This is a genomic window from Mycobacterium sp. E2497, assembly GCF_001668695.1.
In the GTDB taxonomy this organism is placed as follows: domain Bacteria; phylum Actinomycetota; class Actinomycetes; order Mycobacteriales; family Mycobacteriaceae; genus Mycobacterium.
On sequence record NZ_LZKD01000145.1, the window covers coordinates 1 to 15,608 of the forward strand.

Here is a 15,608-nt window from a genome sequence, read left to right on the forward strand (position 1 = left end):
GTTCCCACCGATCACGGTGTGGACGGGCCTGTCGTTGCTCGCGGTGGCCGTCGCCGAGGCGCTGTGGGCGCGCCACGTGCGGGCCAAGATCAACGACGGCGAGATCGGCGTCGGCCCCGGCTGGCTGCACCCGCTGGCCGTGGCGCGTGGCCTGATGGTCGCCAAGGCGTCGGCCTGGGTGGGCGCGCTGACGCTGGGTTGGTGGGTAGGGGTGCTGGTGTACTTCCTGCCGCGGCGATCCTGGCTGCGGGCGGCCGCCGAGGACACGACCGGCGCCGTGGTCGCGGCCGTCAGCGCACTGGCGCTACTCGTCGCCGCGCTGTGGCTGCAGCATTGCTGCAAGTCGCCCCCGGATCAACCCGAGCACGGCGAGGGGGCGGAAAACTAACCCGCTGCTCACGCCCCCGCAACCCGCGTGAGAATCGCCGGAGTAGGGCGACACGCGGATTGACCTCGCGCAGGTACAGTCAGGCCATGACCGTTCTGTCCCGCGGCGCCCGGGTTCGGCGCGGCGGCCGCAGGCCGGGGTGGGTGCTCTTGACCGCGTTGCTGGTCCTTGCGATAGGGGCCAGCTCCGCGCTGGTTTTCACCAATCGGGTGGAACTCCTCAAGCTCGCTGTAATCCTGGCGCTGTGGGCCGCAGTCGCCGGTGCCTTCGTGTCGGTGCTGTACCGCCGCCAGAGTGACGCGGACCAGTCCCGCGTCCGCGACCTGAAGCTGGTGTACGACCTGCAGCTCGACCGGGAGATCTCGGCCCGGCGCGAATACGAGCTGACCGTGGAGTCCCAGCTACGCCGCGAGCTGGCCTCCGAGCTGCGCGCCCAGGCCGCCGACGACCTGGCCGAACTGCGCGCGGAGCTGAGCGCGCTGCGCACCAGCCTGGAGATCCTGTTCGACACCGATCTCGCCCAGCGGCCGGCCCTGGAGAAGCCGGAGACCGAGGCGGCGCCCGAGCGCGCGTACAGCGAGTGGGACCGCAACGGCGAGACCCCGCGCGACGCGCCTTACGACTGGGTGGCCAGCGACCGGGTCACGTCCGTCCCCCAGGACAACGCGACCGGCCGCGCCGACGAAACGGCGATCATCGACGTCCCCGAGGAACCGCTGTTGCCGCCCCGGCAGCCCCAGACCCAGCCTCTGCCCCGCCGGGAGCGGCCCCATTACCAGTACGAAGCGCCGCAGGAGCCGCCGCCGCCCTCCCAGCCAGAGCCGGCGTACAGCGTCGCGCCGCCGCAACCGGAACCGAGATTCGAACCGCGCCAGCCCTCCCCACCGCCCCCGCCGGCGCCCGAGCCCGAACCCCAGCCGCAAGCGCCGGGTTGGCAGCCGGTCGGCGCGTCCGGACTGTGGTTGCCGCCCGGCGCCCCGGGTAGCCACTGGGCCGGCTCCGACGCCCCCGCTGCGCCGGCCGACGAGACGCAGGGCCGGCGGCGCCGCGCCCGCCATTCGGAACCGGACCAGGCCTGGGCGCCCCCGCCCGTCGAGCCGGTGAACCCGCCGCCGTACGCCGAGTCCGGGCGCCGGGCGCGGTCCCGGCACTCGGCCGAATACCGCGACTACGGTGTGCGCAACTTTGCGCCCACGAGCGAGCCCCGGCATGAGCCCCCCAACGAGCCCGCGTTCGCGCCACCACCTCCCGTCCCCGCCACGCCTCCGCCGCCACCGCCGCCCCACTCGCCGCCCCCGGTCGCCGAGCAACCACCACCGCGGCTTGCCCCGCCGCCGTTGCCGGAACACGCACCCCGGCACGGCGGTCCCGAACCCGAAGGCAGGGACAGCCTGGGCGAGGCCGCCCAGACCGGCGGCCAGTCGGTCGCCGACCTGTTGGCGCGGCTGCAGGTCCAGCCGTCGGAGGGCGGCCGCCGTCGTCGCCGCGACGCCTGAGCTGGGAGCTTCCTCACATTGGGTGCCGCAGGGTAATCGACTACAGTTTTAGTGACCGAACGGTACCCACGGGGTGGGACCGGAACGAACGAAGAAATCTGTGAGGTCGTCTGCGATGGTGCAGTTCGACGGTTTGCGCCCGGCCAGGCTCAAGGTGGGGATCATCTCGGCCGGCCGGGTGGGCACCGCGCTCGGTGTCGCGCTGGAGCGCGCCGACCACGTCGTCGTGGCGTGCAGCGCCATCTCCCACACGTCCCGGCAGCGGGCGCAGCGTTGGCTGCCCGATACCCCGGTGATGCCCCCACCAGACGTCGCCGCCGGCGCCGAGCTGCTGCTGCTGGCCGTGCCCGACAGCGAACTCGCGGGCCTGGTGTCCGGGTTGGCCGCGACGTCCTCCGTGCGGCCGGGGACGATCGTCGCCCACACCTCCGGCGCCAACGGCGTCGGGATCCTCGCGCCGCTGACCCAAGACGGTTGCATACCGCTGGCGATACACCCGGCGATGACGTTCACCGGGTCCGACGAGGACATCAGCAGGCTGCCCGACACCTGCTTCGGCATCACCGCGGCCGACGACGTGGGTTATGCGGTCGGGCAGTCGCTCGTCCTGGAAATGGGTGGCGAACCGTTCTGCGTGCGCGAGGAAGCGCGGGTGCTCTACCACGCCGCCCTGGCGCACGCCGGCAACCACCTGGTGACGGTGGTCGCCGACGCGCTCGAGGCGTTGCGGTCCGCGTTGCGCGGCAGCGAACTGCTCGGGCAGCAATCCGTTGACGACCAGCCCGGCGGCATCGCCGAACGCATCGTCGGCCCGCTGGCCCGGGCGGCGCTGGAGAACACCCTGCAACGCGGGCAGGCCGCGCTGACCGGCCCGGTCGCGCGCGGCGACGCCGCAGCGGTCGCGGGGCACCTTGCCGCGCTGGACGAGGTCGACTCGGAACTGGCGCAGGCCTATCGGGTGAACGCCCTGCGGACCGCCCGGCGCGCCCACGCGCCCGCCGATGTCGTCGAGGTGCTGGCGGGATGAGACCGGGCAATCCGCCCGCCTTCAAGGCCGGCGAACTCAACGTCTACTCGCGCCCGCGCGACGTCAGCGACGTCAGCCGGGCGCTGCGCCACACCGGCCGCCGGGTGATGCTGGTGCCGACCATGGGCGCGCTGCACGAGGGTCACCTCACCCTGGTCCGCGCTGCCAAGCGGGTGCCCGGCGCGGTGGTGGCGGTGTCGATCTTCGTCAACCCGCTTCAGTTCGGCGCCGGGGAAGACCTCGACGCCTATCCGCGGACCCTGGACGCCGACCTGGAGCTGCTTCGCGGCGAGGGCGTCGAAATCGTCTTCGCGCCGACGGCGGCCGCGATGTACCCCGACGGCCTTCGCACCGCCGTGCAGCCCGGCCCGCTGGCCGCCGACCTCGAGGGCGGCCCGCGACCGACCCACTTCGCCGGCGTGCTGACCGTGGTGTGCAAGCTGCTGCAGATCGTGCGCCCGGACCGAGTGTTCTTCGGCGAGAAGGACTATCAGCAACTGGTGCTGATCCGGCAGATGGTCGCCGACCTCAACATCGACGTCGTCGTGGTCGGCGTGCCCACGGTCCGCGAGGCCGACGGGCTGGCCATGTCGTCGCGCAACCGTTATCTCGATCCGGTGCAGCGCGAGGCCGCCGTGGCGGTGTCGGCGGCGCTGACCGCGGCCGCGCACGCCGCCGATGCCGGGCCCCGGGCCGCGCTGGACGCGGCGCGCGCGGTGCTCGACGCGGTGCCCGAGCTCACGGTCGACTACCTCGAGTTGCGCGCCCCGGACCTGGGCCCGTTGGGCGCCGGCAGGACCGGCCGGCTGCTTGTCGCCGTCCGGTTGGGCAGCACCAGGCTGCTGGACAACATCGCGCTCGAGATCGAAACTTCGCCGGCACCCGTGGGGCCGGACGGATATCGGGACACCCGTGAATCATCTTGGAGGAATTGATGCTACGGACGATGCTCAAGTCGAAGATCCACCGCGCCACCGTCACGCAGGCTGACCTGCACTACGTCGGCTCGGTGACCATCGACGCGGACCTGATGGACGCGGCGGACCTGCTCGAGGGCGAACAGGTGACCATCGTCGACATCGACAACGGTGCCCGCCTGGTCACCTACGCGATCACCGGGGAACGCGGCAGCGGCGTGATCGGAATCAACGGCGCCGCGGCCCATCTGGTGCACCCCGGCGATCTGGTGATCCTCATCGCATACGGGACCATGGAAGAGGCCGAGGCCCGGGCCTACCGGCCGCGGATCGTCTTCGTCGACGCCGATAACAAGCCGATCGACCTGGGCGACGACCCGGCCTTCGTTCCCGCAGACGCCGCCGAGCTGTTGGATCCCCGAATCGTTGCGCGGTAACCGTGCTGCTGGCCATCGACGTCCGTAACACCCACACCGTCGTGGGGCTGATCTCCGGGTCCAAGGAGCACGCAAAGGTCGTGCAGCAGTGGCGGATCCGGACCGAGTCCGAAGTCACCGCCGACGAGCTGGCCCTGACCATCGACGGACTGATCGGCGACGACTCCGAGCGGCTCACCGGCGCCGCCGCGTTGTCCACCGTCCCGTCGGTGCTGCACGAGGTGCGGATCATGCTCGACCAGTACTGGCCGTCGGTGCCGCACGTGCTGATCGAGCCCGGCGTGCGCACCGGCATCCCGCTGCTGGTCGACAACCCGAAGGAAGTCGGCGCCGACCGAATCGTCAACTGCCTGGCCGCATTCCACCGGTTCCAGAGCGCCGCCATCGTCATCGACTTCGGATCCTCGATCTGCGTGGACGTGGTGTCGGCCAAGGGCGAATTCCTCGGCGGCGCGATCGCCCCGGGCGTGCAGGTGTCCTCGGACGCCGCCGCGGCCCGCTCCGCCGCGCTGCGCCGGGTCGAACTCTCCCGCCCCCGGTCGGTGGTGGGCAAGAACACGGTCGAATGCATGCAGTCCGGTGCGGTGTTCGGCTTCGCCGGGCTGGTCGACGGTCTGGTGGGGCGCATCCGCGAGGACGTCGAGGGCTTCGCCGGCGACGACGTGGCGGTGGTGGCCACGGGACACACGGCACCGTTGCTGCTGCCCGAGCTGCACACCGCCAGCCATTACGACCAGCATCTGACCCTGCACGGACTGCGGCTGGTATTCGAGCGCAACCGCGACGCCCAGCGCGGCCGGCTGAAGACCGCGCGCTGAGTTTTCGCCGCCGAGATTGCCCCAGTGGTCGTGGCTGCGACCGGAACAACCACCATGACGGCAATCTCGGCGGGCCGCCAGTAAGAGCCGCCCCCGCGAGGTCATTTAAGCTGGCAGCTCGTGAGTGACGCCAGTGAGGATGCCGCAGTCGACCTGCCCGAGCAGTTCCGCATCCGCCGAGACAAGCGCGCTCGCTTGCTGGCGGAGGGCCGTGAGCCCTATCCGGTCGCCATCGAACGCACCCACACCCTGGCGCAGGTGCGCGCCGACCATCCCGACCTGCCGGTCGACACCGCGACCGACGACGTCGTCGGCGTCGCCGGCCGGGTGATCTTCGCGCGCAACTCCGGGAAACTGTGCTTCGCGACCCTGCAGGAGGGCGACGGCACCAGCCTGCAGGTGATGCTCAGCCTCGACAAGGTGGGCCGCGAATCGCTGGACGCGTGGAAAGCCGACGTCGACCTCGGCGACATCGTCTACGTGCACGGCAACGTGATCAGCTCACGCCGCGGCGAATTGTCCGTTCTGGCCGATTCCTGGCAGATGGCGGCCAAGTCCTTGCGACCGCTGCCGGTGGCGCACAAGGAGATGAGTGAAGAGGCTCGGGTGCGGCAGCGCTACGTCGACCTCATCGTGCGGCCCCAGGCCCGCACGGTCGCGCGGCAGAGAATCGCCCTGGTCCGCGCGATACGCAACGCGCTCGAACGGCGCGGGTTTCTCGAAGTCGAAACGCCGATGTTGCAGACTCTGGCGGGCGGCGCCGCGGCGCGGCCGTTCGTCACGCATTCCAATGCGCTCGACATCGATCTGTACCTGCGGATCGCCCCGGAACTGTTCCTCAAGCGCTGCGTCGTCGGTGGTTTCGACAAGGTCTTCGAAGTAAATCGAGTGTTCCGAAACGAAGGTGCGGATTCCACGCATTCCCCGGAATTCTCCATGCTGGAGACCTACCAGGCGTACGGAACCTATGACGATTCGGCGGTCGTCACCCGCGAGCTTATTCAGGAGGTTGCCGATGAGGCGATCGGAACCCGACAACTACCGCTGCCCGACGGCACTGTCTACGACATAGACGGAGAATGGGCGTCGATTCAAATGTACCCGTCGCTGTCGGCGGCACTCGGTGAAGAGATCACCCCCGAGACGCCGGCCGACCGCCTGTGGGCGATCGCGGACCGGCTCGGCGTGGAAATCCCCCGCGATCGCGGCTACGGGCACGGAAAGCTGGTCGAGGAACTCTGGGAGCACTCGGTGGGCAACACGCTCACCGCGCCCACCTTCGTGCGGGACTTTCCGGTTGAGACAACGCCTTTGACGCGTCAGCACCGCAGCATCCCGGGCGTGACCGAGAAGTGGGACCTCTACATCCGCGGGGTCGAACTGGCCACTGGGTACTCCGAATTGAACGACCCCGTGGTGCAGCGGGAGAGATTCGCCGCGCAAGCGCGCGCCGCGGCGGCCGGCGATGACGAAGCCATGGTGCTCGACGAAGACTTTCTCGCCGCCCTCGAGTATGCGATGCCGCCGTGCACTGGAACCGGAATGGGTATCGATCGGTTGTTGATGACTTTGACCGGCTTGTCAATTCGCGAGACAGTTTTGTTCCCGATTGTGCGGCCACACTCCGGTTGAAAAGTGCAACTGTGCGCCTTGCGGCCGGATTGAGTATGCTGCCTTGTTATGGCAGATTGATGACCCGGGGAGGCGCAGCCAATCTGCTCGGCAACTGCTCAGGACGAAATGCGAGGATAAGCTAATGGCGAAAAAAGTGACCGTCACCTTGGTCGATGATTTCGACGGTGCCGGCGCAGCCGACGAAACGGTCGAATTCGGGCTTGACGGGGTGACCTATGAGATTGACCTTTCGTCCAAGAATGCCGCGAAACTCCGCAACGACCTGAAGCAGTGGGTGGAAGCCGGCCGCCGGGTCGGCGGCCGGCGGCGTGGGCGTTCCGGCTCCGGGCGCGGCCGCGGCGCGATCGACCGCGAGCAGAGCGCGGCGATCCGCGAATGGGCCCGCCGCAACGGCCACAACGTGTCGACCCGGGGCCGCATCCCCGCCGACGTCATCGACGCGTTCCACGCGGCGACCTGACAAACGCCCGAAACCGGCGCCTGGGCTGCAAGCGGCCCTGGCGCCGGTTTGTCGTTTCGCTCGCGGCGAAAGGCCCGGCCGTGGGTTGAGGAAACGAATTGGCACCCGGCCACGTTGGTCGGGTTACGGCGCTGTAAGCACAGGGGAGATCGCCCGAAACGGGGCTGCGGGTCTTGAACGGCAAGGAACCGCAAGGTTATGCCCCCTGGCAGGCCGACCATTACAGTGGATGGCAGGTATGCGATTCCGGCCCCGACGGGACCGGTGGGCCACTAAGAGGCCAGTACCGATGGTGAGGGAGAGCAGGTAACCACCGATGTTTGAACGTTTTACCGACCGTGCCCGCAGGGTCGTCGTCCTGGCGCAAGAAGAGGCCCGGATGCTCAACCACAACTACATCGGCACCGAGCACATCCTGTTGGGCCTGATCCACGAGGGCGAGGGCGTCGCGGCCAAGTCACTCGAGTCGCTGGGCATCTCGCTCGAGGGCGTCCGCAGCCAGGTCGAGGAGATCATCGGCCAGGGTCAGCAGGCGCCGTCGGGCCACATCCCGTTCACGCCGCGCGCCAAGAAGGTTCTGGAGCTGAGCCTGCGCGAGGCGCTGCAGCTCGGCCACAACTACATCGGCACCGAGCACATCCTGCTCGGGCTCATCCGCGAGGGTGAGGGCGTGGCCGCCCAGGTGCTGGTGAAGCTGGGTGCCGAGCTGACCCGGGTGCGCCAGCAGGTCATCCAGCTCCTCTCCGGCTACCAGGGCAAGGAGGCCGCCGAGGCCGGGACCGGTGGCCGGGGCGGAGAGTCCGGCTCACCTTCCACGTCGTTGGTGCTCGACCAGTTCGGGCGCAACCTGACGGCCGCGGCGATGGAGGGCAAGCTCGATCCGGTCATCGGCCGCGAGAAGGAAATCGAGCGCGTCATGCAGGTGCTGAGCCGGCGCACCAAGAACAACCCGGTGCTGATCGGCGAGCCCGGCGTCGGCAAGACCGCCGTCGTCGAGGGCCTGGCGCAGGCCATCGTGCACGGTCAGGTGCCGGAGACGCTGAAGGACAAGCAGCTCTACACCCTCGACCTGGGTTCGTTGGTGGCCGGCTCGCGCTACCGCGGCGACTTCGAGGAGCGCCTGAAGAAGGTGCTCAAGGAGATCAACACGCGCGGCGACATCATCCTGTTCATCGACGAGCTGCACACGCTCGTCGGGGCGGGCGCCGCCGAGGGCGCGATCGACGCGGCGAGCATCCTCAAGCCGAAGCTGGCCCGCGGCGAGCTGCAGACCATCGGCGCCACCACGCTCGACGAGTACCGCAAGTACATCGAGAAGGACGCCGCCCTGGAGCGCCGCTTCCAGCCGGTGCAGGTGGGGGAGCCGACGGTGGAGCACACCATCGAGATCCTCAAGGGGCTGCGCGACCGCTACGAGGCGCACCACCGGGTGTCGATCTCCGACGCGGCGCTGGTGGCCGCCGCCACGCTGGCCGACCGCTACATCAACGACCGGTTCCTGCCGGACAAGGCGATCGACCTGATCGACGAGGCGGGTGCGAGGATGCGGATCCGCCGGATGACCGCGCCGCCAGACCTGCGTGAGTTCGACGAGAAGATCGCCGACGCGCGCCGGGAGAAGGAGTCCGCGATCGACGCGCAGGACTTCGAGAAGGCCGCCAGCCTGCGCGACCGGGAGAAGCAACTGGTGGCCCAGCGGGCCGAGCGCGAAAAACAGTGGCGCTCCGGCGACCTCGACGTGGTCGCCGAGGTCGACGACGAGCAGATCGCCGAGGTGCTGGGCAACTGGACCGGTATCCCCGTGTTCAAGCTGACCGAGGCCGAGACCACCCGCCTGCTGCGGATGGAGGACGAGCTGCACAAGCGGATCATCGGCCAGGAGGACGCCGTCAAGGCCGTCTCCAAGGCGATCCGTCGCACCCGCGCCGGGTTGAAGGACCCCAAGCGCCCGTCGGGCTCGTTCATCTTCGCCGGCCCGTCCGGCGTCGGTAAGACCGAGCTGTCCAAGGCGCTGGCCAACTTCCTGTTCGGCGACGACGACGCGCTCATCCAGATCGACATGGGCGAGTTCCACGACCGGTTCACCGCGTCGCGGCTGTTCGGCGCCCCGCCGGGATACGTCGGCTACGAGGAGGGCGGCCAGCTCACCGAGAAGGTGCGGCGCAAGCCGTTCTCGGTGGTGCTGTTCGACGAGATCGAGAAGGCGCACCAGGAGATCTACAACAGCCTGTTGCAGGTCCTCGAGGACGGCCGGCTCACCGACGGCCAGGGGCGCACGGTGGACTTCAAGAACACCGTGCTGATCTTCACCTCGAACCTCGGTACGTCCGACATCTCCAAGCCGGTCGGCCTGGGCTTCACCCAGGGTGGCGGTGAGAACAACTACGAGCGGATGAAGCAGAAGGTCAACGACGAGCTGAAGAAGCACTTCCGCCCGGAGTTCCTCAACCGCATCGACGACATCATCGTCTTCCACCAGCTGACCAAGGACGAGATCATCAAGATGGTCGACCTGATGATCAGCCGGGTCGCCAACCAGCTCAAGACCAAGGACATGGCTCTGGAGCTGACCGACAAGGCCAAGGCGTTGCTGGCCAAGCGCGGCTTCGATCCGGTGCTGGGCGCCCGTCCGTTGCGGCGCACCATCCAGCGCGAGATCGAGGACCAGCTGTCGGAGAAGATCCTGTTCGAAGAGGTCGGGCCGGGACAGGTGGTCACGGTCGACGTGGACAACTGGGACGGCGAGAGCGCCGGCGAGGACGCGGTGTTCACCTTCACCGGGGCCCGCAAGCCGCCGGCCGAGCCGGACCTGGCGAAGGCCGGGGCGCACGCCGCGCCCGAAACGCCGTAGGCACAATTCGAAACGGGCGGCGTGGCGATCGCGAGCGCGGCGGAGCCGGGCGAAGCGGATCGCCACCACCGGACTGGTCTCTGACGGGACCGCCGCCCGTTTCGCTTGTCCGGCCGCCCGTGGTTTACTGACGTCTGCCCTGACGAGTAACGGAATCTGGTGAAATTCCAGAACGGTCGCGCCACTGTCCACAGTCAGACCCGAAACTCGTCGTAGCCAACGGGGACGCGCAATCCCCAGAAGGAGCCGACGGTGTCCAATCGCCAGCGAGTTGTCCGTGTCCGATCCGTTGACCTGTCGGCGGCCAGCGCCGCGCTCTGGTTGACCGCGACGGCGTTCCTGGCGCTGATGGCGCTGTACTTCGTCGGCGTTGAACAGGGCGCCGTGTCGCTGTTCGGCGGTGATTCGCACGTGCACGAGTTCCTGCACGACGCGCGCCATCTGCTCGGCTTCCCTTGCCACTGATCCCGTGGAGAAGCGTCTGATCGGGCGCGGCCTGCTGGCGGGCGCGATCGGTGCGGCGCTGGCTTTCGTCTTCGCCCGCCTGTGCGCCGAGCCGGTGATCGGTCGCGCGATCGCTTTCGAGGACGGCCGAGCCGACGCCGAGAACGCCCATGGCGTGCACGAGCACGGCGCCGAATTGTTCAGCCGTGGGGTGCAGTCCAACGCCGGGCTGGGTTTCGGTGTGCTGATCTTCGGTGTCGCGGTGGGCGCGCTGTTCGCGGTGCTGTTCTGCGTGGTCATGGCGCGCGCCAAAGATGTTGGGGTGCGGGCGCTTTCGCTGTTGCTCGCGGCGGCGGCGTTCGTCGCGGTCTACCTGGTGCCGTTCGTGAAGTATCCGCCGAATCCACCGGCGGTGGGGCAAGCGGACACCGTCGGGACGCGCACCGGCTGGTACCTGGTGATGGTGCTGGCGTCGGTGGTGCTGGCCCTCGCCGCGGTGTGGCTGGCGCGGTTGCTGGCCAGCCGGTTCGGCGCGTGGCACGGGTGGCTGCTGGCAGCAGGCGCATACGTCGCGGCCGTCGCGGTGGTGATGCTGCTGCTTCCAAGCGTCGACGAGACACCCGAACCGCTGCTCGACGCATCCGGGACAATCGTCTATCCGGGCTTTCCGGCCGACGTCCTGTACCAGTTCAGGCTGCTGGCACTGGCCGCGCAGCTGGTGTTGTGGGTGACCATCGGTGTGGTGTTCGCGACGCTCGCCGGGCGGCTGCTCGGGGAGCGCACCGGGAGCGACCGGGCGGCGAGCATCGCGGCGTGACCCAGGTCGTCCGGCTGACACTGGTGGCGCACGCGATGACCGACGCCTTGGCGGCCGCCCGGTTTCCCGCCGACGAACCGCTCAACGACATGGGTCGTCGCCAGGCCGAGGCCACAGCCGCTCATTTCCGCTGCGGCGTAAGCGGTTTCACCGCGCCCGAGCAACGCGCCCGGCAAACGGCGGACTTGCTGGGATTGGACGCCACCGTGGATCCGCGGTTGGCCGACCTGAATTGCGGCCCCTGGCAGGGCAAGAGGCTACAGGACGTGCCGCGCGGCGACCTGATGGTCTGGCTGACCGATCCGGCCCGCGCTCCGCACGGCGGCGAGTCGATCACCGAGCTGATCCAGCGGGTGGACCGATGGCTGAAATCGTTGACCGAAAACGTGGTGGCCACGGTCGCGGTGACGCACCCCGCGGTGATCCGGGCGGCGATCCTGCTGGCGCTCGACGCCCCCGCGAAATCGTTCTGGCGGATCGACATTGCGCCGGTCAGTCGCACCGACCTGCATTACCGCGGCGGCTGTTGGACGCTCCGTCGGTAGTCACCATCAGCGGCGCGACCGATTTGCTATTCGGAAGCGCCGTCCACGATGCACATGCCGGTGATGATTTCCGGTCGGATCGCGATCATCGTGTCCATGGTCATGTTCACCCACGGGTGCAGAAGTTGTTCGTAGCGCGCGAGTTGTTGGGGGTCGGTGATCATGGTCGCCCACCCGGTAACCGCCACGGTCCAGCCCGCCCGCCGCTCGGGATCCAGGCTGTCGACTTCATAGGCCATCACCACACCGGCGTCGGCGCCCGATCGCACCACGGTGGAAACTTTGGCCGCCAGGCGGGTACGCACGATGATCCGCCCGTCGTCGACGAGATGGTTGACCAGGCGGATCGTGGGCAAGGCCTTGTCGTTGAACACCACCCGCCCATGGTCGACGCTGGCCAGCAGCCGCATCGCCTCGAATTCATCGAGTTGGATCACCTCGCGGCGCGGTGCCAGCGCTGCCGAGTCCCCGGTCACCGTGTGCCACCGCACGCGTCTGTGCGGTCGAGAACGTCGTGAGACGCAGCCACTTTCAGTTGCCGCCGATCGTGGCGCATCTGCACAGACAACCGCCCCACCTCTTTTCCGTTCGGACCTCGACTCTGGCAAGTTCTGCAGTCTCGTCGGGCGGCACACTCGTCGGAAGGGCCAAAAGTCCCAGCTGGCCTGTGGTGTGCGTCACAACGCGCAAGGGCCGGGCGTCGGGCGCTGCTCCTGTTACCGTTATCGCGGCGCGATCAGCGCGAAGGCCTGCTTGGCGACCTGCAGCATCCACCCGGTCACGGTCGGCCCGTGGTCGCGCGGCCAGTTGAGCTGGAAGCTCACCACGTACGGCTGCTGCGTCTTGTCGACGGCGTACCAGCTGAAGGTCAGATCACCCGGCAGCCCACCGGCTTTCGCGCCGATGTATGGCCAGACGTTGCGGTCCAGCTGAATGCCCGACACCGCGGACAGGATCTGCTTGACCGGCGCGGCCCGGCCCACGGCGTCGGACTGCAGGGCCGTATGGACCCGGCAGATGTCCTCGGCGTTGCCGTACCACTCCGCGCCATACGACGACGCCGGGGTGTGGGCGCGCGTCGGATCCGGTTCGTAGGGGGTTTCATTCGCCTGCGCCAGCAGTCGGGCCCGCACTTGCGGAGACCCGTGTTGCCACTGCTCGCGCAGATCGGGCTTGCCCCAGCCCACCGAGAACAGCTCGTACATCGTGGGGAACGGCGTCATGCCGGCCGGGTCGTGGTGACCGGCGGTGGCGAGCGCTTCCTCGATGGCGTGCGTGCCCAGCCGTCCGATCAGCAGATCGGTCGCCGTGTTGTCGCTCGTCGCGATCATCTTCTCGGCGGCCGTCCGAACCGAAACCTGCGCTCCGGCAGGCAAAGCCAAACCGGACGAGCCCACCGCCCGGCTCTTGTCGGTGACGGTCAGCTGATCGTCCCAGGAGACGGTGCCGGCCTGGACGGCGCCCGCCACGGCGTGCAGCACGTACAACTTGAAAATCGATGCCAGGGGCAGAGATTCACCGGTGTTGGTGCCCGCGACCGGGTCGCAGTGCCCGTTGTCGACCTTGGCGACCTGGTAGGAGTAGCGGGCGCCGGTCTTGCTCAACACCGCGTCGATGTCATGCCACGAGTTGATCTTCGGCGCCTGCGTCTCGAGCTCGAACCGATCGACCCAGCCACCGTCGTCGGTGTGGATGCGGATGTCTTGGCGCGCACCGTAGGACGACGTCAGGTGCAGGGTCGCCACGCTGGCGCCAAGATCCACGCCGTCGAGGGCGAACGGACGGTCCCACCACAGTGCCTCCATGGTGGTCTCCACCGGCTTGACCATGTCCGGCGCGGCCAGGGTGCCGACGCCGACCGGGCCGATCGGCCAGTCCGAGTTGAGCATGTCCAGCGTCTGCTGGGCCCGAATGCCCGGTGGGGTGCGGACGTCGATCTGGCGGCCGGGATTGGCCGCGTTCGCCTGGGGGGAGTGAGAGGGCGCGCAACCGGGCGCGAACGTCACTGCCAAGGCGGCGGCGGCACTCAACGCCACCGCGCGGCGCCGGGCCGAGAACCCGCTAGCCAGCCTGCTTGCTGCCGGCAACGTCCATCACAACCTCGAATTCCAGCAGCGATGCCCCGGTCGCCACCGGGTTCGCCCGTTCACCGGCGTGGGCCGCGATGGCGGGTCCCTGCGCCCACGCCTGAAACGCCTCCTCGGACTCCCACTGCGTCACGACGAAGTAGCGGTTCTCGCCCTTGATCGGGCGGAGCAGCTGAAACCCGAGGAAGCCGGGCTGGTTGTCGACCGCGTGCGCCCGGTGTGCGAACCGCTTCTCCAGCTCGGGGCCGGCGTCGGCGGGTACCTCGATTGCGTTGATCTTCACCACTGGCGACATGCCGCTAGGCTACCCTCTCGCCCCGCCTGTCCGACCGCAGGGCGGCGCACGCAGGATGGTGACATGCCCGATGATCTGCTGTCTTGCCGCGGGGGGCAAGGCGAGCCGTTGGTGCTGGTGCATGGCCTGATGGGGCGCGGCACCACGTGGTCACGGCAATTGCCGTGGCTGACCCGACTGGGTGCGGTGTACACCTACGACGCCTTGTGGCATCGGGGTCGTGACGTCGACGACCCGCACCCGATCAGCACCGAACGGTTCGTCGCCGACCTGGCCGACGCCGTGCGCACGCTGCAGGCGCCGGTCAGGCTTCTCGGCCATTCGATGGGCGCCCTGCACTCGTGGTGTCTGGCCGCGCAGCATCCCGAACTGGTGTCCGCGCTGGTCCTCGAGGACATGGCCCCGGACTTTCGCGGGCGCACCACCGGTCCGTGGGAGCCGTGGCTGCACGCCCTTCCGGTCGAGTTCGACTCCGCGGAGCGGGTGATCGAGGAGTTCGGGCCCGTCGCGGGGCGGTACTTCCTGGAGGCCTTCGACCGGACCGCCACCGGGTGGCGCCTGCACGGTCACCCCGCCCGGTGGATCGAGATCGCCGCCGAATGGGGCACCCGCGACTTCTGGGAGCAGTGGCGGGCGGTGCGCGCCCCGGCGCTGCTCATCGAGGCGGGCAATTCGGTCACACCGGCGGGGCAGATGCGCGACATGGCCGAAACCCAGCCCGCCGCAAAGTATTTGCATGTCGAAGACGCCGGTCACCTGATCCACGACGAAGCGCCGCGGGCGTACCGCGAGGCGGTCGAGTCTTTCTTGACGACGTTGCCCGCGCGCGACTGAACACCGGCGATCCAGCTCGCTCGACGTGAACGCCGCAGCACAATATGATAAATTCTTCAATCGTTCAAACGTAGGAAGTTCGTAGTCTTCAGGAGCAGGATCGTGACGGAGCCGCTGTACAAGCTCAAGGCGGAGTTCTTCAAGACCCTGGGGCATCCAGCGCGGGTCCGGATCCTGGAGCTGCTGGTGACGGGCGACAAGTCGGTCGCCGAATTACTGCCGGAGGTCGGGCTCGAAGCCTCGAACCTGTCCCAGCAGCTCGGCGTCATGCGCCGGGCCGGTGTGGTCGACGCGCTGCGCGACGGCAACACGATGATCTATTCGATCGCCTCACCGGACATCGCCGAACTGTTGATGGTGGCGCGCAAGGTTCTCACCGGCGTGCTCAGCGACCGTGTGGCGATGCTGGAGGACCTGCGGTCCGGCGGTGCGGAGTAGCGCGCATGGGCTGGTTCAGCAAAGCCTTGAAGGTCGGCCGAATCGCCGAACCCGCGCCGCCCACGCCAGGCGCCGGCGAAGACCCCTCGGTTGATGGCGCAGTCCCCGCACGCGATCAC

At 68.8% G+C, this 15,608-nt stretch carries 17 protein-coding genes; 14 read left to right on the plus strand and 3 right to left on the minus strand.

Features of this window, described 5'->3' with window-relative positions; translation table 11 throughout:
- From A5713_RS13275 to A5713_RS13330, 12 genes are all read left to right on the plus strand, one after another.
- Nucleotides 1–388, plus strand: a 388-nt coding sequence (locus A5713_RS13275) for a DUF3180 domain-containing protein (protein WP_156751872.1), incomplete at its 5' end; no start/stop codon positions are given.
- Nucleotides 389–474: 86 nt separating this feature from the next.
- The gene (locus tag A5713_RS13280; RefSeq protein WP_068096095.1) at nt 475–1,884 is read left to right on the plus strand and encodes a DUF6779 domain-containing protein; all 1,410 of its coding nucleotides are present in this window, start codon (nt 475–477) and stop codon (nt 1,882–1,884) included.
- 115 nt (nt 1,885–1,999) lie between these two features.
- Nucleotides 2,000–2,911 carry a Rossmann-like and DUF2520 domain-containing protein gene (locus A5713_RS13285; protein WP_068096097.1) on the plus strand — a complete coding sequence of 304 codons (912 nt, stop codon included), beginning with the start codon at nt 2,000–2,002 and terminating at the stop codon, nt 2,909–2,911.
- Nucleotides 2,908–3,846, plus strand: a complete 939-nt coding sequence (panC, locus tag A5713_RS13290; protein WP_067925026.1) for a pantoate--beta-alanine ligase — start codon at nt 2,908–2,910, stop codon at nt 3,844–3,846. Before A5713_RS13285 ends, panC begins: the two co-directional genes overlap by 4 nt.
- Nucleotides 3,846–4,265, plus strand: a complete 420-nt coding sequence (gene panD, locus A5713_RS13295; RefSeq protein WP_067925023.1) for an aspartate 1-decarboxylase — start codon at nt 3,846–3,848, stop codon at nt 4,263–4,265. Before panC ends, panD begins: the two co-directional genes overlap by 1 nt.
- A 2-nt stretch (nt 4,266–4,267) precedes the next feature.
- Entirely contained in the window at nt 4,268–5,083 is an 816-nt protein-coding gene (locus A5713_RS13300; RefSeq protein WP_068096099.1) for a type III pantothenate kinase, read from the plus strand.
- 120 nt (nt 5,084–5,203) lie between these two features.
- Nucleotides 5,204–6,715 (plus strand): lysine--tRNA ligase, encoded by a 1,512-nt coding sequence (gene lysS / locus A5713_RS13305; RefSeq protein ID WP_068096101.1) that lies wholly within the window; start codon nt 5,204–5,206, stop codon nt 6,713–6,715.
- A 124-nt stretch (nt 6,716–6,839) separates the two neighbouring features.
- Nucleotides 6,840–7,178 (plus strand): histone-like nucleoid-structuring protein Lsr2, encoded by a 339-nt coding sequence (gene lsr2, locus A5713_RS13310; RefSeq protein WP_003875617.1) that lies wholly within the window; start codon nt 6,840–6,842, stop codon nt 7,176–7,178.
- 316 nt (nt 7,179–7,494) lie between these two features.
- A complete protein-coding gene (clpC1, locus tag A5713_RS13315) occupies nt 7,495–10,029 on the plus strand; it encodes an ATP-dependent protease ATP-binding subunit ClpC (protein WP_068059186.1) in 2,535 nt (844 codons plus the stop codon).
- A 252-nt stretch (nt 10,030–10,281) separates the two neighbouring features.
- Nucleotides 10,282–10,494, plus strand: a complete 213-nt coding sequence (locus tag A5713_RS13320; protein WP_068096103.1) for a CbtB-domain containing protein — start codon at nt 10,282–10,284, stop codon at nt 10,492–10,494.
- A gap of 4 nt (nt 10,495–10,498) precedes the next feature.
- A complete protein-coding gene (locus A5713_RS13325) occupies nt 10,499–11,290 on the plus strand; it encodes a CbtA family protein (RefSeq protein ID WP_068096105.1) in 792 nt (263 codons plus the stop codon).
- Nucleotides 11,287–11,835: a histidine phosphatase family protein gene (locus A5713_RS13330; RefSeq protein WP_068096106.1), complete on the plus strand. Its 549-nt coding sequence runs from the start codon at nt 11,287–11,289 to the stop codon at nt 11,833–11,835. The genes A5713_RS13325 and A5713_RS13330 overlap by 4 nt, the downstream gene beginning before the upstream one ends.
- A 26-nt stretch (nt 11,836–11,861) precedes the next feature.
- Here the strand turns inward: A5713_RS13330 and A5713_RS13335 are convergent, their stop codons facing one another.
- The 3 genes from A5713_RS13335 to mhuD all read right to left on the minus strand — a co-directional run bounded on the left by A5713_RS13335 (nt 11,862) and on the right by mhuD (nt 14,217).
- Nucleotides 11,862–12,311, minus strand: coding sequence for a pyridoxamine 5'-phosphate oxidase family protein (locus A5713_RS13335; RefSeq protein ID WP_068096116.1), 450 nt, complete (start codon nt 12,309–12,311; stop codon nt 11,862–11,864).
- Between the two features lie 246 nt (nt 12,312–12,557).
- Nucleotides 12,558–13,922: a serine hydrolase gene (locus A5713_RS13340; protein ID WP_068096108.1), complete on the minus strand. Its 1,365-nt coding sequence runs from the start codon at nt 13,920–13,922 to the stop codon at nt 12,558–12,560.
- Nucleotides 13,897–14,217 carry a mycobilin-forming heme oxygenase MhuD gene (gene mhuD, locus A5713_RS13345; protein ID WP_067923032.1) on the minus strand — a complete coding sequence of 107 codons (321 nt, stop codon included), beginning with the start codon at nt 14,215–14,217 and terminating at the stop codon, nt 13,897–13,899. The genes A5713_RS13340 and mhuD overlap by 26 nt, the downstream gene beginning before the upstream one ends.
- Before the next feature lie 63 nt (nt 14,218–14,280).
- On the opposite strand from mhuD, the gene A5713_RS13350 reads away from it, so the two are divergent.
- Entirely contained in the window at nt 14,281–15,051 is a 771-nt protein-coding gene (locus A5713_RS13350) for an alpha/beta fold hydrolase (RefSeq protein WP_068096110.1), read from the plus strand.
- A gap of 99 nt (nt 15,052–15,150) precedes the next feature.
- Nucleotides 15,151–15,489 carry a helix-turn-helix transcriptional regulator gene (locus A5713_RS13355; RefSeq protein WP_102419443.1) on the plus strand — a complete coding sequence of 113 codons (339 nt, stop codon included), beginning with the start codon at nt 15,151–15,153 and terminating at the stop codon, nt 15,487–15,489.
- Nucleotides 15,490–15,608: the final 119 nt, after the last annotated feature.

What these genes read in the sequence shown, in the direction of transcription:
- A5713_RS13280 (WP_068096095.1), top strand. Translation starts at nt 475, where the DNA reads ATGACCGTTCTGTCCCGCGGCGCCCGGGTTCGGCGCGGCGGCCGCAGG.
- A5713_RS13285 (WP_068096097.1), top strand. Translation starts at nt 2,000, where the DNA reads ATGGTGCAGTTCGACGGTTTGCGCCCGGCCAGGCTCAAGGTGGGGATC.
- panC (WP_067925026.1), top strand. Translation starts at nt 2,908, where the DNA reads ATGAGACCGGGCAATCCGCCCGCCTTCAAGGCCGGCGAACTCAACGTC.
- panD (WP_067925023.1), top strand. Translation starts at nt 3,846, where the DNA reads ATGCTACGGACGATGCTCAAGTCGAAGATCCACCGCGCCACCGTCACG.
- lsr2 (WP_003875617.1), top strand. Translation starts at nt 6,840, where the DNA reads ATGGCGAAAAAAGTGACCGTCACCTTGGTCGATGATTTCGACGGTGCC.
- clpC1 (WP_068059186.1), top strand. Translation starts at nt 7,495, where the DNA reads ATGTTTGAACGTTTTACCGACCGTGCCCGCAGGGTCGTCGTCCTGGCG.
- mhuD (WP_067923032.1), bottom strand. Translation starts at nt 14,217, where the DNA reads ATGTCGCCAGTGGTGAAGATCAACGCAATCGAGGTACCCGCCGACGCC.
- A5713_RS13350 (WP_068096110.1), top strand. Translation starts at nt 14,281, where the DNA reads ATGCCCGATGATCTGCTGTCTTGCCGCGGGGGGCAAGGCGAGCCGTTG.